This is a genomic window from Streptomyces sp. HM190 (assembly GCF_009857135.1).
In the GTDB taxonomy this organism is placed as follows: domain Bacteria; phylum Actinomycetota; class Actinomycetes; order Streptomycetales; family Streptomycetaceae; genus Streptomyces; species Streptomyces heilongjiangensis.
The window spans coordinates 6,872,827-6,887,952 of record NZ_CP047318.1 but is presented as its reverse complement, the minus strand read 5'-3'; the positions used below and the strand labels follow the sequence as shown (position 1 = coordinate 6,887,952).

The 15,126-nt window shown below is 73.8% G+C and carries 14 protein-coding genes and 1 pseudogene; 10 read left to right on the top strand and 5 right to left on the bottom strand.

Annotated features, from left to right (window positions below; genetic code table 11):
* Nucleotide 1 precedes the first annotated feature (1 nt).
* Genes GSY65_RS29485 through GSY65_RS29475 form a run of 3 tightly spaced genes read left to right on the top strand, consistent with a single transcriptional unit; the run spans nucleotide 2 to nucleotide 2,826 of the window.
* Nucleotides 2–367 (top strand): hypothetical protein, encoded by a 366-nt coding sequence (locus GSY65_RS29485; protein WP_159774334.1) that lies wholly within the window; start codon nucleotides 2–4, stop codon nucleotides 365–367.
* A 52-nt stretch (nucleotides 368–419) separates the two neighbouring features.
* Nucleotides 420–1,526 (top strand): helix-turn-helix domain-containing protein, encoded by a 1,107-nt coding sequence (locus GSY65_RS29480; RefSeq protein WP_159774333.1) that lies wholly within the window; start codon nucleotides 420–422, stop codon nucleotides 1,524–1,526.
* 43 nt (nucleotides 1,527–1,569) lie between these two features.
* Nucleotides 1,570–2,826, top strand: a complete 1,257-nt coding sequence (locus GSY65_RS29475; protein WP_159774331.1) for an NAD(P)/FAD-dependent oxidoreductase — start codon at nucleotides 1,570–1,572, stop codon at nucleotides 2,824–2,826.
* A gap of 39 nt (nucleotides 2,827–2,865) precedes the next feature.
* Here GSY65_RS29475 and GSY65_RS29470 read toward each other — a convergent pair whose 3' ends face one another.
* On the bottom strand, nucleotides 2,866–4,356 hold the full coding sequence (locus GSY65_RS29470) for a cryptochrome/photolyase family protein (RefSeq protein WP_159774329.1): 1,491 nt from the start codon (nucleotides 4,354–4,356) through the stop codon (nucleotides 2,866–2,868).
* A gap of 226 nt (nucleotides 4,357–4,582) precedes the next feature.
* On the opposite strand from GSY65_RS29470, the gene GSY65_RS29465 reads away from it, so the two are divergent.
* A complete protein-coding gene (locus tag GSY65_RS29465) occupies nucleotides 4,583–5,173 on the top strand; it encodes a DUF4383 domain-containing protein (RefSeq protein WP_159774327.1) in 591 nt (196 codons plus the stop codon).
* Nucleotides 5,174–5,284: 111 nt separating this feature from the next.
* Here GSY65_RS29465 and GSY65_RS29460 read toward each other — a convergent pair whose 3' ends face one another.
* The 3 genes from GSY65_RS29460 to GSY65_RS29450 all read right to left on the bottom strand — a co-directional run bounded on the left by GSY65_RS29460 (nucleotide 5,285) and on the right by GSY65_RS29450 (nucleotide 7,726).
* The gene (locus GSY65_RS29460; RefSeq protein ID WP_159774325.1) at nucleotides 5,285–5,494 is read right to left on the bottom strand and encodes a DUF6480 family protein; all 210 of its coding nucleotides are present in this window, start codon (nucleotides 5,492–5,494) and stop codon (nucleotides 5,285–5,287) included.
* A 275-nt stretch (nucleotides 5,495–5,769) separates the two neighbouring features.
* Nucleotides 5,770–6,912, bottom strand: coding sequence for a MerR family transcriptional regulator (locus tag GSY65_RS29455; RefSeq protein WP_159774323.1), 1,143 nt, complete (start codon nucleotides 6,910–6,912; stop codon nucleotides 5,770–5,772).
* A gap of 160 nt (nucleotides 6,913–7,072) precedes the next feature.
* Complete coding sequence (locus tag GSY65_RS29450) at nucleotides 7,073–7,726, bottom strand: sigma-70 family RNA polymerase sigma factor (protein WP_159774321.1); 654 nt, start codon at nucleotides 7,724–7,726, stop codon at nucleotides 7,073–7,075.
* 277 nt (nucleotides 7,727–8,003) lie between these two features.
* On the opposite strand from GSY65_RS29450, the gene GSY65_RS29445 reads away from it, so the two are divergent.
* The 3 genes from GSY65_RS29445 (at nucleotide 8,004) to GSY65_RS29435 (ending at nucleotide 10,723) form a co-directional block, all read left to right on the top strand.
* Nucleotides 8,004–8,816 carry a DUF4397 domain-containing protein gene (locus GSY65_RS29445; RefSeq protein WP_159774319.1) on the top strand — a complete coding sequence of 271 codons (813 nt, stop codon included), beginning with the start codon at nucleotides 8,004–8,006 and terminating at the stop codon, nucleotides 8,814–8,816.
* Nucleotides 8,809–9,510 carry a class F sortase gene (locus tag GSY65_RS29440; protein WP_159774317.1) on the top strand — a complete coding sequence of 234 codons (702 nt, stop codon included), beginning with the start codon at nucleotides 8,809–8,811 and terminating at the stop codon, nucleotides 9,508–9,510. The genes GSY65_RS29445 and GSY65_RS29440 overlap by 8 nt, the downstream gene beginning before the upstream one ends.
* A gap of 367 nt (nucleotides 9,511–9,877) precedes the next feature.
* The gene (locus GSY65_RS29435; RefSeq protein WP_159774315.1) at nucleotides 9,878–10,723 is read left to right on the top strand and encodes an anti-sigma factor; all 846 of its coding nucleotides are present in this window, start codon (nucleotides 9,878–9,880) and stop codon (nucleotides 10,721–10,723) included.
* 95 nt (nucleotides 10,724–10,818) lie between these two features.
* On the opposite strand, the gene GSY65_RS29430 is transcribed toward GSY65_RS29435, so the two are convergent.
* Nucleotides 10,819–12,402 (bottom strand): carboxylesterase/lipase family protein, encoded by a 1,584-nt coding sequence (locus tag GSY65_RS29430; RefSeq protein WP_159774313.1) that lies wholly within the window; start codon nucleotides 12,400–12,402, stop codon nucleotides 10,819–10,821.
* Between the two features lie 147 nt (nucleotides 12,403–12,549).
* Between GSY65_RS29430 and GSY65_RS29425 the strand changes: the two are divergent.
* The 3 genes and pseudogenes from GSY65_RS29425 to GSY65_RS29415 form a co-directional block, all read left to right on the top strand.
* Nucleotides 12,550–12,777: pseudogene (locus GSY65_RS29425) on the top strand (hypothetical protein); the annotation flags it as partial.
* A gap of 7 nt (nucleotides 12,778–12,784) precedes the next feature.
* On the top strand, nucleotides 12,785–13,051 hold the full coding sequence (locus tag GSY65_RS34575) for an Arc family DNA-binding protein (protein WP_328707519.1): 267 nt from the start codon (nucleotides 12,785–12,787) through the stop codon (nucleotides 13,049–13,051).
* The gene (locus tag GSY65_RS29415) at nucleotides 13,048–15,093 is read left to right on the top strand and encodes an NAD(+) synthase (protein ID WP_159774309.1); all 2,046 of its coding nucleotides are present in this window, start codon (nucleotides 13,048–13,050) and stop codon (nucleotides 15,091–15,093) included. Before GSY65_RS34575 ends, GSY65_RS29415 begins: the two co-directional genes overlap by 4 nt.
* Nucleotides 15,094–15,126: the final 33 nt, after the last annotated feature.

The following is a 15,126-nucleotide window of genomic DNA, read 5'->3' as shown; positions in this document are numbered from 1 at the left end:
CATGGCACGGATCGCCATCGATCGTGAACACGGCCTTCTGACGGTCGAATTCCAGGGCCTCGACAAGCTCTGGACCCTCAAGAGCCGCCTGGAGATCCCCCTCACCCACGTGCGCGGCGCCACCCACGACCCCGGCATCGCCCGCGAGCCGAAGGGCATCCGGGTCGGCGGCACCCATCTCCCCGGCGTGATCACCGCCGGCCGCTTCCGCCGCGACGGCGAACGCGTCTTCTGGCAGGTGAAGAACCCGGGCAAGGCGATCGTGATCGAACTCGCCGACGCCGAGACCTACGACCGCCTCGTCGTCGAGGTCGACGACCCGCGCGCCGCGGTCGCCCTCATCGACCGGTCCATCAGCCACAGTTGAGAGGCGACCGCCTGGTCCACACGGGTCCGCGTCGCTGTGATTGACTGCGGCGATGTTGCCAGAGTCGGTGTTCCGTTCCCTGGATCTGCCTCCGGGTGACCGGTTCGACGCGTGGACGGAGCGCATGGGCCGCACGCATGCTCCGCTGGAGCTGTCCAGCGACCGTGCCGCGGACTACCGCGTGCACCAGCGGCTGATCGGGCTGGGTGATGTGACGGTGTGGCCGGCGACGTTCGACTCGCTGGTCTTCCGCCGCACACCGAAACTCGTCCGCCAGTCCGACCCCGAGGTCTACCACCTGTCCCTGCTGCTGCGCGGAGAGGGCAGGGCCACCTGGGGCAGACAGGAGGTCACGTACCAGCTCAGCGACATCCACGTCAACAGCTCGTCGCGGTCGTGGGACATCTTCACCGGCGCCGACCCGGTGACCATCGTCGGCATGGAGATCCCCCGGGCGCTGGTGGCGCTGCCCGAGAGCCGGGCCGACCAGGTGGTGGGGCGTCCGATATCGGGCCGTGAGGGGGTCGGCGCGCTGCTGTCGCAGTTCCTGGTGAACCTGACCGCGGACACCTGCCCGTACCAGCCGCAGGACGCCCCCCGGCTGGGCACCGTCGTCGCCGACCTGGTCACCGCCGCCTTCGCCCACACCCTGGACGCCGATCCGCTGATGCCGCCGGAGGCCCACGACCGCACGCTGACGCTGCGGATCAAGGCGTTCGTCCGCCGCCATCTCGCGGACCCGGAACTGACCCCCGCCGCGATCGCCGCCGCCCACCACGTCTCCCGCAGCCGTCTGTACGCCCTCTTCCGCGCCGAGGGCGTCGGGGTCGCCGCGTACATCCGCGACCAGCGGCTGGAGCGGGCCCACCGCGACCTCGCCGACCCGGCACTGCGCGCCGAGCCCATCCACTCCATCGCAGCCCGCTGGGGCTTCCCCCGCCCCGCCGACTTCACCCGCGCCTTCCGCACCGCCTACGGCATGCCGCCCAGCGAACTCCGCGCGGCCTGCTCGCCCGAGGCGGCCGGCGGTGCGGCCGGGGGCCGTCCGCCGCGCTCCCCGGCCCCCTCCACGCCCGGACCCGACCCGGACCGACCCGTCCGGCCCAGTGCGCGCGGCGAACGCATCCGTGGCCCGGTGCCGCGCGGAACACTCCGGTGAAGGGGCGGCACGGGGCCGCGCCGCGGACGGGAGAGGTGGTCGTGTGTCCCCAGCCCAGGACGCGACGGACGTGCTGGTCGTCGGGGCCGGTGTCGCCGGTCTCGCATGCGCCCGGGACCTGCTGGCGGCCGGTGTCGGCGTACGGGTGCTGGAGGCCGGTGACGAGGTCGGCGGGCGGATGCGGGCGGACCGGGTCGAGGGGTTCGTGGTGGACCGCGGGTTCCAGGTCGTCAACACGTCCTATCCGCAGCTGCGGCGCCGCCTCACCCTGCGGGACCTGAGGCTGCGGCCCTTCACCCCCGGTGTCCTCGTCCACAGCCCCTCCGGCCGGCTGCGCTTCAGCGACCCCACCCGCCGTCCCCGCACCCTGCCCGACCTGCTGCCGGGCCGCCTCGCCGGACCCCGTGACCTGGCCGCGCTCGGCCTGCTGTCCGCCCGCGCCCTGCTGTCGCCGCCCGGCCGGCTCAAGCGGCGCGCGGACACCACCACCCGTACCGCGCTCGCGCAGGCCGGGTTCTCCGAGGAGTTCGTCGAGCGGTTCTTCCGTCCCTTCCTGTCGGGGGTCTTCCTGGAGGACGACCTGGAGACCTCCTCGCGGATGTTCCACCTGGTGTGGCGGAGCATGCTGCGCGGCACCCTGTGCCTGCCCACCGAGGGCGTCGGGGCGGTTCCCCGGGCGCTCGCGGCGGCCCTGCCGCCGGACACCGTGCGGCTGGAGAGCCCCGTGGCGGAGCTGACGGACGACGGGGCGCTGACGGCCCGGGGCCGGGAGATCCCCGCCCGCGCGGTCGTGGTCGCCACCGGCCCCGGCCCCCTCCCCGGGCTGCTGCCCGAGGTCGCCCTGCCCGACTACCGGACCGTGACGACGTACTACCACGTGGCTCCGCGATCCCCCCTGGGCGAACCGACCCTCCTCGTGGACACCCGGCGCCGTTTCCTCAACACGTGCGTCGTCAGCGATGTCGTCCCCGAGTACGCCCCGCCCGGCCACGCCCTCGTCGCCACCTCGGTCCTCGACGGTGACGGAGAGAGCCGGGAGGACCGGGAGCGGCGGGTGCGCGCGGCGCTCGGGGAGGCGTACGGCACCGGCACGGACGACTGGACCCTGCTGACCGTCCGCCACATCGAGGACGCGCTGCCCGCGATGAGGCCGCCGCAGCCGCTGACCCGCACCACGCGCGTGGCACCGGGCCGGTACGTGTGCGGCGACCACCGCGCCACCGGCTCCGTCCAGGGCGCGCTGGCCTCCGGCGCACGGGCCGCGCGCGAGGTGCTGAGCGACATGCGGACGGAGGGCTGACGGGGACGGGGGACGGGGCGCCGTCGTCCGTGTCAGGGCTCAGGGCGGGGTGTCGCCGCGTCGGCCCTCCTGCTGGAGCACCTCGTCCAGGTCGGCCAGCCGGTCCAGTCCGCGGACCGGCTGCGCCATCCGGGGGTTGCGCTCCAGACGGGCCCGGTGCCGGTGCAGGAAGGCCCAGTAGCCGGTGGTGAACGGGCAGGCCCGGTCGCCGGTGCGCGCGCCGGGCCGGTACGCGCACCCGCCGCACAGGTCGCTCATCCGGTTCACGTACGAGCCGCCGGAGGTGTACGGCTTGGTGGTCATGCGCCCGCCGTCGGCGTACTGCGACATGCCGACGACGTTGGGGACCATCACCCAGTCGTAGCCGTCGACGAAGCTGCGGTGGAACCAGTCCGTCACCGCCAGCGGGTCCCAGCCGCGCTGCAGGGCGTGACTGCCCAGCAGTATCAGCCGGGGGATGTGGTGCGTCCATCCGGTGTCCCGCACCTGTGCCAGCACCGTGGCCAGGCAGCGCGCCCGGACCGCGTCCGCGTCCAGTTCCAGGAACCACTCGGGGAGCGGCTCGTGGTGCCGCAGGGCGTTGCGGTGGCGGTAGTCCTCGCCGAAGTACCAGTAGAGCTGCCAGACGTACTCGCGCCAGCCGGCGACCTGGCGGACGAACCCCTCCACGCTGTTGACCGGGGCGTGCCCCGCCCGCCACGCGTCCTCGGCGCGTTCCACGCACTCCGCCGGGTCCAGCAGGCCGAGGTTGAGGGAGGACGAGAGGAGGCTGTGGCTCATCACCGGGTCCCCCGCGAGCATCGCGTCCTCGTGCGGTCCGAAGCCGGCGAGCCGGTGCTCGACGAACCGGCGCAGCGCCGCCAGCGCCTCGCGCCGGGTGGCGGGAAACAGGCGGGGGCCGTCCCTGCCGACGAAGGCGACGGAGCCCTCGCGCTCCCAGCGGTCGAGATCGCGGCGCACCTCGTCGTCGATCTCGTCCTCCCTCGGGCGGTAGGGGCGCGGGGCTCCCAGGGTGCGCGCGCCCTTCGGCGGGGGTTCGCGGTTGTCGTGGTCGTGGTTCCACCGGTCGCCGGCCGGCCGGTCACCGTCCATCAGCAGGTCGTGCGAGCGCCGCACCCACCGGTAGAAGTCCTCCTGCCGCAGCCGCCCTCCCCCGTGTCCGTCGGCCCAGGCGCGGAAGTCGTCGTGCGCGACGAGGAACCCGCGCGCGGGCAGCACGGTCACCGACTCCAGTGACCTCACCAGCCGCAGCGCCGCGTACGACGTGGGGTGGCATACCGTCACCGGGTCGTCCCCGACCGCCTCGCGGAGCCCCTCCCGGTAGGTCTCGGCGCGGACGTAGCGGACCCGGTCACCGAGTTCGGCGGCGCGGTGGCGCATCGCGGACAGCACGAGGTGCGCCTTGGCCCGGTGGAAGCGGCGGCGCCGCAAGACCGAGCGGGCCTCGATCATCACCACCGGTGTGTCGCTGCGACCGGTCAGGAAGTGCGGCCCGAGCTGGTCGCCGAACAGCCAGTGGGGGACGGCCATGCCGACGTCTCCTCTCCTCCTGGGCCCCGGTGGTCCGGGGCCGCCTGGGACGCCGCACAGGGTTCCGGTGCGGACCGTTCCCCGGATGCGTCCGTGCGTGCGTCCACCCGTCCGGGAAAACGCTGCAACCGTACGCCCCATATCCACGGAAATGGTGGCGAAAGTCGATCCGGCGCCCGCCCCGCCGCGGGACGGGCACCTCCGGTCACTGAGGAGAGGACACGTCATGAGGCTTCGCGATGAACTCCCCGTCGACCACCGGCTGGGCCGGGTGTACCGGTACGGGGCCGGCCTGTGCGGTGTCATCCTGCTGGTCTTCGGCTGCCTGGGTTTCGCGGACCAGCTCAGCCCCTTCAACACGGACGGGACCCAGATCTCCGGGATGTCCACCAACGGGGTGCTCAGTCTGATCTCGGTCGTCGTGGGCCTCGCCCTGATCGGCGGTGCCGTGATCGGCGGCAACTTCGCGTCCACGCTCAACATGACGGTCGGCACGCTGTTCCTGCTCAGCGGCTTCTACCACCTCTTCGTGCTGGACCGCCCGGCCAACTTCCTGGACTTCGGCATGTCCAACGTCATGTTCAGCTTCGTCATGGGGCTGCTCATCGCCTGCTTCGGCATGTACGGCCGGGTGTCGAGCAAGCTGCCGCACGACAACCCGTACTGGCGGCGCCGCCACCCCCGCGAGGCGGCCCGCGAGGCCCTGGCCGCCCGCCGCCGCGCGAGCCAGGCGGCCCTCGGCCCCGCCCAGGACGGCGCCCTCACGCCCGCCCAGGACTCCGCACCCACGCCCGCGCTCATGCGCTCCCAGGACTGAGCACGGGACCGGCGGGCCGCCTCCCCGGAGTCCCGGGGAGGCGGCCCGCCGCTGTGGTCCTCTCACGGCCACGCGGAGAGCGTCGGCGGTCGGCTCACGGAGTCGTTCGGCTCACAGGGTGACCATGCGGACGACGAAGAACGCGGCGAAGAGCACGGCGCCGAGCGCGATCAGGAACAGCCAGAGGTACGGATGCTCCCAGATGCCGCCGTCCGGTCGTTCACGGTGGGCCTCGGCCGTCGAACCCTCGACGGCGGGCGTCTCCTCGGGCGGAACGAGCTGCTCGCTCCGGGCGTCCGTCTCATACGGCTTCTTGACCATGATGAGCACTCCTGGGGAGGGAGGAAGAATTCCTTTCTGGGACATATCGCACTTTTTCTTCCACGCCGGGAGCGCCTGCGGATGCGTTGCGCTCGGTGCGCGTACTCGGTGGGCCTGCGTGGTGCCCGCATTCGGTGGACATCGTGGCGCGCGTATTCGGTGGTGCTGCGTGGTGCGCGAGCCAAGCCCGCAGGCAGATCGAACGCGTGAATGCGTGAACGTGTGCGCCGAGGGCATGGGCCGGGCGCCGGAGCCCGCGCGGGCTCCGGCATGGATCACACGGACTCCTGCACCCGCCCCTCGCTCGCCACCGGCGCGTCGTCGCCGGGGCGGCCGGCGGAGGCCATGATCCTCACGGCGTCGGCCAGCCCGAAGGGCCGCAGGAGGTCGGGGTCCGAGCGCAGCCCCCATCCCGGGCCGCACAGCAGGACGTGGCTGCGGGTGCGGGCGCCGTGGATGCCCCAGCGGATCGCCGCGAGGTGCCGGGCGAGCGGCAGGTCCGCGGTGCTCCGGGACTGGGACCACAGGGCCACGGCGGCCGGGGCGACCCGCCGCACGGTGGCCTCCAGCGCCTCGACCGGGACCGAGCTGCCCAGCATCAGGACGCGCCGGCCGCGCTCCGCCAGTACGGCGGTGAGCGCCTCCAGCGGGAGGGTGTGCTGTTCGCCCGGCAGGCACGCCAGCAGGACCGGGCGGGTGTCGGCGGTCCTGTTCCGGGCCGCGGCGCGGGCATAGGCGTGGCGGAGGGTCACGGAGATGTGCCAGGACAGCAGGTGTTCCACTTCCACGTACCGGTCCTCCGAGGACTCCCATCGGCGCCCCACGTACCGCAGCGTCGGGATGAGGACCTCCTCCCACGCGGCCAGGAGGCCGTACGCCTCCACCGTCGCCGTGATCTGCTCCTGTACGGCCTCGGCGTCCATACGGACCGCCGCACGGGCCAGCCCTCGGCACCGTCGGCGCGAATCCTCGACGGACGGGGTGTCCGCCGGCGCCAGGGTCTCGGGGGCCGTCTCCGCGGAGCCTGGGCCCTCGTACGCGGCGTCCGCGGGGGGCCACGGCTCGCTGACCGGTGCCAGGGGACGGAAGGGCGAGCCCGCGACAGGTGTGCCGGCGGCGGGCCCGGCCGCGGCTCCTGCACCGGCCGCAAGGGCCTGGGCGGCCGCCGCCTGGGCCTTCGCCGTACGGGCCGCCTCCGCCGGGGGGACGCCCTCGGCGGTCAGCCGGCACATCTCCCGCACCATCGCGACGTCCTCGGCCGTCCACCGCCGGTGCCGGCCCTCGACCCTGGTGGCGGGCCCCAGCCCGTAGCGGCGGTCCCACGAGCGCAGGGTGGTGGGCGAGATGCCGAGCCTGCGCGCCAGCACCCCGGTCGTCACGCCGGCGCCGGCCGTGCCGGGCTCCTCGTGCGCGTCCATCGTGTGCCTCCAGCGCCGTATCCGATGTCCCGGACCTCGGGGGATGTCAGGTATTCCCCGTCCGACGGGTGTACGGATGCGCGCGCCGCTGCCCGACCCTCTGTTCCACCTGTGCGCCCCCGCCGCCCGGCCACCCGCCCACCGGCCGCGCCCACCCTGATCAGGCGGACGGTTCCATCACCCGTCGCAGTGAGTGCAGGGCCCTGCGGATGTGGCTCTTGACCGTGCCGAGGGGCAACCCCGTCTGCTCGGCGATCATGCTCTGTGTCATGTCTCCGTAGACGGCCATGCCGAGCAGGCGCCGCTGCACCGGCGTCAGGTACTGGAGTTTCTGCAGGACGAGGACCCGGTCGACGGCGGCCTGGCTCTCGTCGACACCCCAGTGCCGTACGGCCTCCTCCTGCTGTGCCGCGGACATGCCCTCGATGTCGGCGCGGCGGGCCCGTGCCGCGTGCGCGTCCGCGATCGCGTGGCGCGTGATGCCGACGAGCCATCCGCCCAGGGCTCCGCGCTCCGGCTGGTACCGTGCGCGTCCCCGCCAGGCGGCGAGGAAGACCTGCTGGGTGACGTCCTCGGCGTCGCGCGGATCGTTCAGGGAGCGCCGCGCGAGGGTGTACACGAGGGAGCCCCACCGCTGGTACGCGAGGGCGACGGCCTCCTCGTCCCCGGCGTGGAACCGCCGGGCGAGTTCGGTGTCGTCGCCGGTCTCCTCGTGCGGCGGGAGCGGGGCGTGGACCCGGTCGGGGCCGGGGTCGCGCGGACGCGTGCGCTCCACGTCGGCGCTCAGGTGGGTGTCGGGCCGAGCAGTGGCCATCTTGAGCTCCGAGGTCGAAGGACTACGACACGACGACCGTCCGTCGAAACGATGCGACGACGCAACGTGCAGCGTTAGCGCATCGAAATGGACCCGCTGGAGCGTGGGCCGAAGGACCGGGCGGCGCAATGACGGAGGACCGGCGGAGGAGCGACCAAAGGACCGCAAAGGAACCACAAAAGAACCCACAAAAGAATCTGCATCCTCCGTCGGGACGCGCACCGAAGTCCTGGTGCACTCACTCACAGGGAGTGGGCCGTCGAAGGGACAGCCAGTCATGATCTCGCGCACCCCTGTTGCCGCAGCGGCTTCTCTCGGTCTGTTCGCGCTCGCCCTGGGCGGCGCCGGAACCGCGGCCGCCGCCGACGACGACAAGGCCATGGTCTCCGTCTTCCACGCCGTACCGGGCCTGGACGTGGACGTGTACGCCAACGGCGACGAACTGATTCCCGACTTCAAACCGGGCACCCTCACGGACCCGCAGCCGCTTCCCGCCGGCTCGTACGACCTGAAGGTCTTCAAGGCCGGGGCGGACCCGAAGGGCAAGCCCGCGATCCAGAAGACGGTCGAGGTTCCCGCCGGGGCCAACGCGACCGTCGTCGCCCACCTGAACGCCGAGGGCGCTCCCCAGTTGGACGCCTACGTGAACGACACCTCCGACGTGGCCGCCGGGAAGGCCCGGTTGACGGTCCGTCATGTCGCGGCGGCTCCGGCCGTCGACGTCAGGGCGGGCGGCACACCGGTCTTCAAGGACCTCGTCAACCCGAAGGAGGACACGGCGACCGTCGACGCCGGCACGGTCTCGGCGGACGTCGTGCTCGCCGGCACCAACGACGTCGCCATCGGTCCCGCCGACCTCGACCTCAAGGAGGGCACCTCCACCATCGTCTACGCGTGGGGCAGCGCCGCGGACAAGAACCTCGCCCTGAAGGTGCAGACCCTGACCGGCATGCACTCGGCTCCCTCGGGTGTGAACGCCGGGGCGACCAACGACGCCGACGCATGGCCGGCGTACGTCGCCGGGTTCGGCCTCCTCGGCCTCGCCGGCGCGCTGACCGCCCGCCGTGTGGTGTCCCGAAACCGTGCCTGACACCGGTCCGGGCCCGTGGCTCCGGCGGCGACTGCGGACCGCGGCGATCGTGCTGCTGGCGGTGTCCGGGGCCACGGTGCTGGCGCTGGCACCGTCCCGCGAGAGCCTGCCGCCGGCCACGGACTTCGACGCCCGGACGGCCGCGTCGCCCCCCGCGACGCCGCCCGTCCGGGCGGAGGACCCAGGCTCGCCGCCGACGGCACCGGCCACGTCGACCGCGCCGACCAGGCCCGCGTCCGCCGCCTCCCCGCGGTGGCTCGACATCGAGCGCGTCGGTCTCCACGCCGCGGTCGAGGCACGCGGGGTGGCCCCGGACGGCAGTGCCGAGATCCCGGAGGATCCCCAGAAGGTCGGCTGGTACCGCTTCGGCCCCGCGCCGGGGGCGCCCTCGGGTTCCGCCGTCATGGTGGGACACGTGGACTCCCGCACGGGCGACCTCGGCGCCTTCGCCGCCCTCTTCGACGTGCGCGCGGGCGACGAGGTGACCGTACGGCGGACCGACGCGCCGCCGGTCACGTACCGGGTCGTCGCCCGCGTCCGCGTGGACAAGGACCAGCTGCCCGCCTCGACGTTCGCCAGGACGGGCCGACCGGTCCTCACGATGATCACCTGCGCGCCCCCGTTCGACCCCGAACGCGGCGGCTACCAGAGGAACTTGGTGGTGACGGCGCTCCCGGTCACTCCCACCGGATGAGTCCAGCCCGCGAAGTCCCCCCGCCCCCTACGCTGCTGTCCATGTCCGACGCGGAGGAGACCCTGACCGACCGGCTGCCGGCCGCCGCCCCGGCACACGACGGGAGGCCGGCCGAGCAGGAGGCGACAGTCGAGGACGGTGAAACCGCCGGCGCCGACGAGGCGGAAGAGGCAGAGAAGAGAGCCGGGGAGGACGGCGGGACAACGGCCGGCAGCGGGGAAGGAGCCGCTGCCGGGGAGCCCGCCGGCCGCGGGGGTACGCCCGGTGCCGAGGAGAGCCCCGACACCGGGCGGCACGGACCGTGGCCCCGGCTCCCCGGTCCGACCGCCCCGGCCGCTCCGACCGCCGTGACGAGGGGAGGTGCAGCATGGCGCAGCACCTGGACGCGGACGAGCTGACCGACCTCGCCCTCGCGGCCGACGCCCGCTTCACCCCGCGCCAGCGGGACCATCTGGCCCGGTGCCCGCGCTGCAGCGAGGAACTCGGCCGGCTACGGCGCGTGGTCCGTGCCGCCCGGGACGTGTCGACCGACGACTTCCTGACCGCCCCACCCGACACGGTGTGGCACGCGATCGCGGCGGAACTGGACAGGGACACGGACACGCCCCCGCAGCGACCTGCGGGGAACGACGACGGCACGACGGGGGTCGGCCGGGTCGGCGCAGCCGACGCACCTGCCCGACCCTTTGTTCTGCACGGCTCTGACGGACCCGGAGGTGCCGGCAACAGCGGCGGCAGCGGGGGGCACCGTCCCGGTCGCAGTCGTGCGTGGCTGCGCCGACCCGCCGTGCTGGCGGCCGCCGCGAGTCTCGTCGTGGGGGCGCTGCTGGGCAGTGCCGTCACCGCGTGGCAGCTCGACGAGGGTCCGCCGAAGGCCGAGGCGGGCCCGCCGAGCCGCCTGGCCCCGCTGGCCGTGCCCCGCGCGGCCGGAACGGTTCGCCTGGTCCGTGGGGCCGAGGCCGACCGCGAGGTGACGGTGACCGTGACCGGTCTGCCCCGCACGGACGGCTACTACGAGGTGTGGCTCATGGACCGGACCCACACCCGCCTCGTCGCGATGGGCGTGCTCGGCCCGGACGGCACCGCCACGCTGCCGCTCCCCACGCGGATCGACCTCGGCCGCTACCCCCTGATCGACGTGTCGGCGCAGGAGGACAACGGGAACCCGGCCCACTCCGGCCGAAGCGTCGTACGCGGCGCCCTCCCCGGCTGACCGCCCCGCCCTCGGCCGTGGCGGCGGGGCGGGGCCCAGATCATGATCTCGGTGGCGGGGAGGCACCGCGCCGTGGGCTCGCCCGTCCCGCCGGTTCAGGGGGTCCGGCGGAAGCGGCGGAGAGCCGGCAGGGCGGATCCTCCGGTGGTCGTGAAGGTTCCGGCGCCCTGGGTTCTGCGAGGACGCAGCGCGTCCTGCGCCCAGAGGGCCAGCTCGCGGTCGTAGGGGCCGAGGGCGACGCGGCGGTCGTCCGGGGCTTCGAAGATCCGTACGGGGTGGGTGGCGTCCCAGGGTGTCCAGCCGGGGTCGCCGTGCGTCGCGAAGCGGACCCACGCGTCGTGCAGGGTCGTGGCGAGGGCGCGCGGGGTGTGCTCGCCGGCGAGTTTCACGGAGGCGGCGGTGTCTCCGGTGTCGAAGACGAAGCCGAGCTCCAGGGCGTGGCAGGCGCCGAGGCCGGGGAGGTTCGACGGCCACGCGAACTCGTAGACGTGGGTGGGGGCGTGGGCGGGGCGGGCGTCCGCCACGCGGTGCAGGGGCACGCGGAGGAGGTGGTCCGTGACGAGCCGGCCGGCCAGGTCGGCGGGGCTCAGGTCGGGGTGGAGCTCTCGGTAGCGGCGGGGCACCTCGGGGCCGCAGTGGCAGCGGGCGCGGGCACCGGCCAGGGCGACCGTGCCGAGCCGGTCGAGGCGCTCCTGGAGGCCGCCGGGGACCAGCCAGAGGCGGTGCTCGTCGCGGGTCCAGCCCAGGAGGAGGCCGATGTCGTGGGCGGCGCCGTCCTCGACGAGGGCCTCCAGAGGGTCGCGCGGCACCAGCTCGCCGTCGACGACGATGCCGAAGGCGGGGCCGCCCAGGACCGGGCTGCTGAGCCGGCCGACCTCCGCCTGTGCCTCGGCGAGCAGGGACCGGTCCACGTCGGCGAAAGCCGCGGCCGTGGCCGGCACCTTCAGCCGCGCGGCCATCCGGCGCACCATGCGGCGCACCTTGTCCCGGGCCAGGGCCTCCGGCGGCCCGCTCTGCAGCACGGCCCGCTGGAACAGACCCCGTGCGCGGGGTGCCACGAGCAGGGCGCCGATGCTGATGGCGCCGGCCGACTGACCGAAGACGGTCACCCGGTCGGGGTCGCCGCCGAACTCCGAGATCGCGTCCCGGACCCACTCCAGCGCGGCGAGCTGGTCGCGCAGCCCGGGGTTGGGCGGGGCGTCCGGGAAGAGGCCGTACCCCTCGACGCCGAGACGGTAGTTGAGCGAGACGAGGACCACGCCGTCGCGGGCGAAGGCGCTGCCGTCGTACACCGGGATCATCGACGAGCCCCTGGTCAGTGCGCCGCCGTGGATCCAGACCAGGACGGGGAGCCGGGCCCCGGGGCCGGGCTCCGGCGTCCACACGTTGAGGTTGAGGCAGTCGTCGCCCGCGACGACGGGGTCGGACAGGTAGCGGGCGAAGGCCTCCGAGTAGGCCGGTTTCGGCGGGGTCGGCCCGAAGGCACCCGCGTCGCGCACGCCGTCCCAGGGCTCGGGCGGCTCGGGCGGGCGGAACCGTCGGGGGCCGAAGGGCGGGGCCGCGTACGGGATGCCGCGGAAGACCGCGATCCCGTCCTCGTACCCCTCCCCGTAGGAGTACCTGCCGCGGACGTCTCCGTACGGTGTGCGGACCACGGGGTCCGGCCGGTCTGCCGTCATACGCTCACCAGCTCCTCACACCCGTCGCTCGTGAACCGTCGTGCACATCAGAGCACCACATCCCCCCGCGGTATTCCGGTCCTGGGGGATCCTTGACGGCCATTTGGCGTACCGGAGGGTGCCGGAGAGTGCAGGACGGGGGCGCACCACGACGCGCCCGCCGAGACCGCGGCCCTCGGCGCCGTGGGCCGCCGGGTCGGGGCCATCGGCGCCTCCCGCGTCGGCCGCGTCGGCCGCCGGCTGCTGGAGCTGCTCCGGCCGTTCGACTTCGCCTTCGCCGTCTCGCTGTACGACCCGTACGCCGACCCGTACGCCGACCCGGCGGAGGCCGCGGCACTGGACGCCGAGCTGCCGGCGCCGGAGGCCCCCCGGCGCCGCCCCGATGCCACCGTGGCATCATTCCCGCATGGATCCTGAGAAGCGGATCTCTCTCCGCCTGCCCGCTGACCTCCATGAACGTCTCGTGGATCGAGCCCGGACCGATCGGCGGTCCCTCAACTCGGAGATCATCCATCTGCTGGAGTCCGCCCTCGGCCCGGCGGCGGAGACGCCCGCTCGCCCCGACGGCGTTCCGGCTCCCCATCCTGCTCCGCAGGAGCGCACTTCCTCCCCGGTCGCACACCGGGGTGTCCACGGAGGAAACCGGTGAACTTCTGGTCGCTCTACAGCCACGGCTTCGCGCGGGTCGCCGCCTGCACCGGTCACGCGGCGATCGCCGACCCGCCCGCCAACGCGGAGGCGGTGCTGCGGCAGGCCCGCCGCTGTGCGGAGGACGGTGTCGCCGTCGCCGTCTTCCCCGAACTGTGCCTGTCGGGCTACTCGATCGAGGACCTGCTGCTCCAGGACGCGCTGCTCGACGACGTCGAGACGGCGCTGCGCACCGTGGTCGCCGGGTCGGCGGACCTGCTGCCGGTGCTCGTCCTCGGTGCCCCGCTCAGGCACCGGCACCGGATCTACAACTGCGCGGTGGTCGTGCACCGCGGGCGGATCCTCGGCATCGCGCCCAAGTCGTACCTGCCGAACTACCGCGAGTTCTACGAGAAGCGCCAGATCGCCGCGGGCGACGACGAGCGGGGCGGGACGATCCGGGTCGCCGGGGCGGAGGTGCCGTTCGGTCCGGACCTGCTGTTCACCGCCGAGGACGTCCCAGGCCTGGTGGTGCACGCCGAGGTGTGCGAGGACATGTGGGTGCCGGTGCCGCCCAGCGCGGAGGCGGCCCTGGCCGGCGCGACCGTCCTGGTCAACCTGTCGGGCAGCCCGATCACCGTCGGCCGGGCCGAGGACCGGCGGCTGCTGTGCCGGTCGGCGTCGGCGCGCTGCCTCGCCGCGTACGTGTACGCGGCGGCCGGCCAGGGCGAGTCGACCACCGACCTGTCCTGGGACGGCCAGACCATGATCTACGAGAGCGGCGCCCTGCTCGCCGAGACCGACCGCTTCCCCGACGGCGACCAGTACGCGGTGGCCGACGTCGACCTGGACCAGCTGCGGCAGTCCCGGCACCGGATGGGCACGTTCGACGACAACCGCCGGACGCTGTCCGGGCGTACCGGCGCGTTCCGCGAGGTGGTGTTCCGGCTCGACCCGCCGACCGCGGACCTCGGGCTGCGGCGCCGGGTCGAGCGGTTCCCGTTCGTGCCGTCGGACCCCGCCCGGCTGGCCCAGGACTGCTACGAGGCCTACAACATCCAGGTCGCGGGCCTCCAGCAGCGCATGGCGTCGATCGGCGGTCCGAAGATCGTGATCGGGGTGTCGGGCGGCCTGGACTCCACGCACGCGCTGATCGTCGCCGCGCGGGCGATGGACCGCGCGGGCCGCCCGCGCAGCGACATCCTGGCCTTCACCCTGCCCGGCTTCGCGACCGGCGAGCACACCAAGGGCAACGCGCACAAGCTGATGCGGTCCCTCGGGGTCACCGCGGCGGAGCTGGACATCACCCCGACCGCCCGGCTGATGCTGAAGGAGATGGGCCACCCGTTCTCCTCGGGCGAGCCGGTGTACGACATCACCTTCGAGAACGTGCAGGCCGGGCTGCGCACCGACTACCTGTTCCGGCTGGCCAACCAGCGCGGCGGCATCGTCCTCGGCACAGGCGACCTGTCGGAGCTGGCGCTCGGCTGGTGCACGTACGGCGTCGGCGACCAGATGAGCCACTACAACGTCAACTCCGGTGTGCCGAAGACGCTGATCCAGCACCTGATCCGCTGGGTCATCAGCAGCGGCCAGTTCGACCCGGACACCAACGAGACGCTGGCGGCGATCCTGGACACGGAGATCAGCCCGGAGCTGGTGCCCGGCGAGGAGCTCCAGTCCACGGAGTCCAAGATCGGCCCGTACGCGCTGCACGACTTCACCCTGTTCCACGTGCTGCGCTACGGCTACCGGCCGTCGAAGATCGGGTTCCTGGCCTGGCACGCCTGGCGGGACGCGCAGGCGGGCGACTGGCCGCCCGGGTTCCCGGAGGGCGAGCGGGTGGCGTACGACCTGCCGGAGATCTGGCACTGGCTGGAGTACTTCTGTCGGCGCTTCTTCGCGTTCGCCCAGTTCAAGCGCTCGGCCATGCCGAACGGGCCGAAGGTCCTGGCCGGCGGTTCCCTGTCGCCGCGCGGCGACTGGCGGGCACCGTCGGACAGTTCGGCGGCGGCGTGGCTGCGCGACCTGGCCCGCTGGGACCTGCCGGAAACCCGGACGTGACGGGCGTCCCGGCGCGTGCCGTGCCGGGCACAC

Bases quoted from the DNA above. Each gene is read 5' to 3' on its own strand.
- GSY65_RS29465 (WP_159774327.1), top strand. From the start codon at position 4,583: ATGAGGCTTCGCGATGAACTCCCCGTCGACCACCGGCTGGGCCGGGTG.
- GSY65_RS29485 (WP_159774334.1), top strand. From the start codon at position 2: ATGGCACGGATCGCCATCGATCGTGAACACGGCCTTCTGACGGTCGAA.
- GSY65_RS29430 (WP_159774313.1), bottom strand. From the start codon at position 12,402: ATGACGGCAGACCGGCCGGACCCCGTGGTCCGCACACCGTACGGAGAC.
- GSY65_RS29470 (WP_159774329.1), bottom strand. From the start codon at position 4,356: ATGGCCGTCCCCCACTGGCTGTTCGGCGACCAGCTCGGGCCGCACTTC.
- GSY65_RS29435 (WP_159774315.1), top strand. From the start codon at position 9,878: ATGGCGCAGCACCTGGACGCGGACGAGCTGACCGACCTCGCCCTCGCG.
- GSY65_RS29445 (WP_159774319.1), top strand. From the start codon at position 8,004: ATGATCTCGCGCACCCCTGTTGCCGCAGCGGCTTCTCTCGGTCTGTTC.
- GSY65_RS29460 (WP_159774325.1), bottom strand. From the start codon at position 5,494: ATGGTCAAGAAGCCGTATGAGACGGACGCCCGGAGCGAGCAGCTCGTT.
- GSY65_RS29455 (WP_159774323.1), bottom strand. From the start codon at position 6,912: ATGGACGCGCACGAGGAGCCCGGCACGGCCGGCGCCGGCGTGACGACC.
- GSY65_RS29480 (WP_159774333.1), top strand. From the start codon at position 420: ATGTTGCCAGAGTCGGTGTTCCGTTCCCTGGATCTGCCTCCGGGTGAC.
- GSY65_RS34575 (WP_328707519.1), top strand. From the start codon at position 12,785: ATGCCACCGTGGCATCATTCCCGCATGGATCCTGAGAAGCGGATCTCT.
- GSY65_RS29450 (WP_159774321.1), bottom strand. From the start codon at position 7,726: ATGGCCACTGCTCGGCCCGACACCCACCTGAGCGCCGACGTGGAGCGC.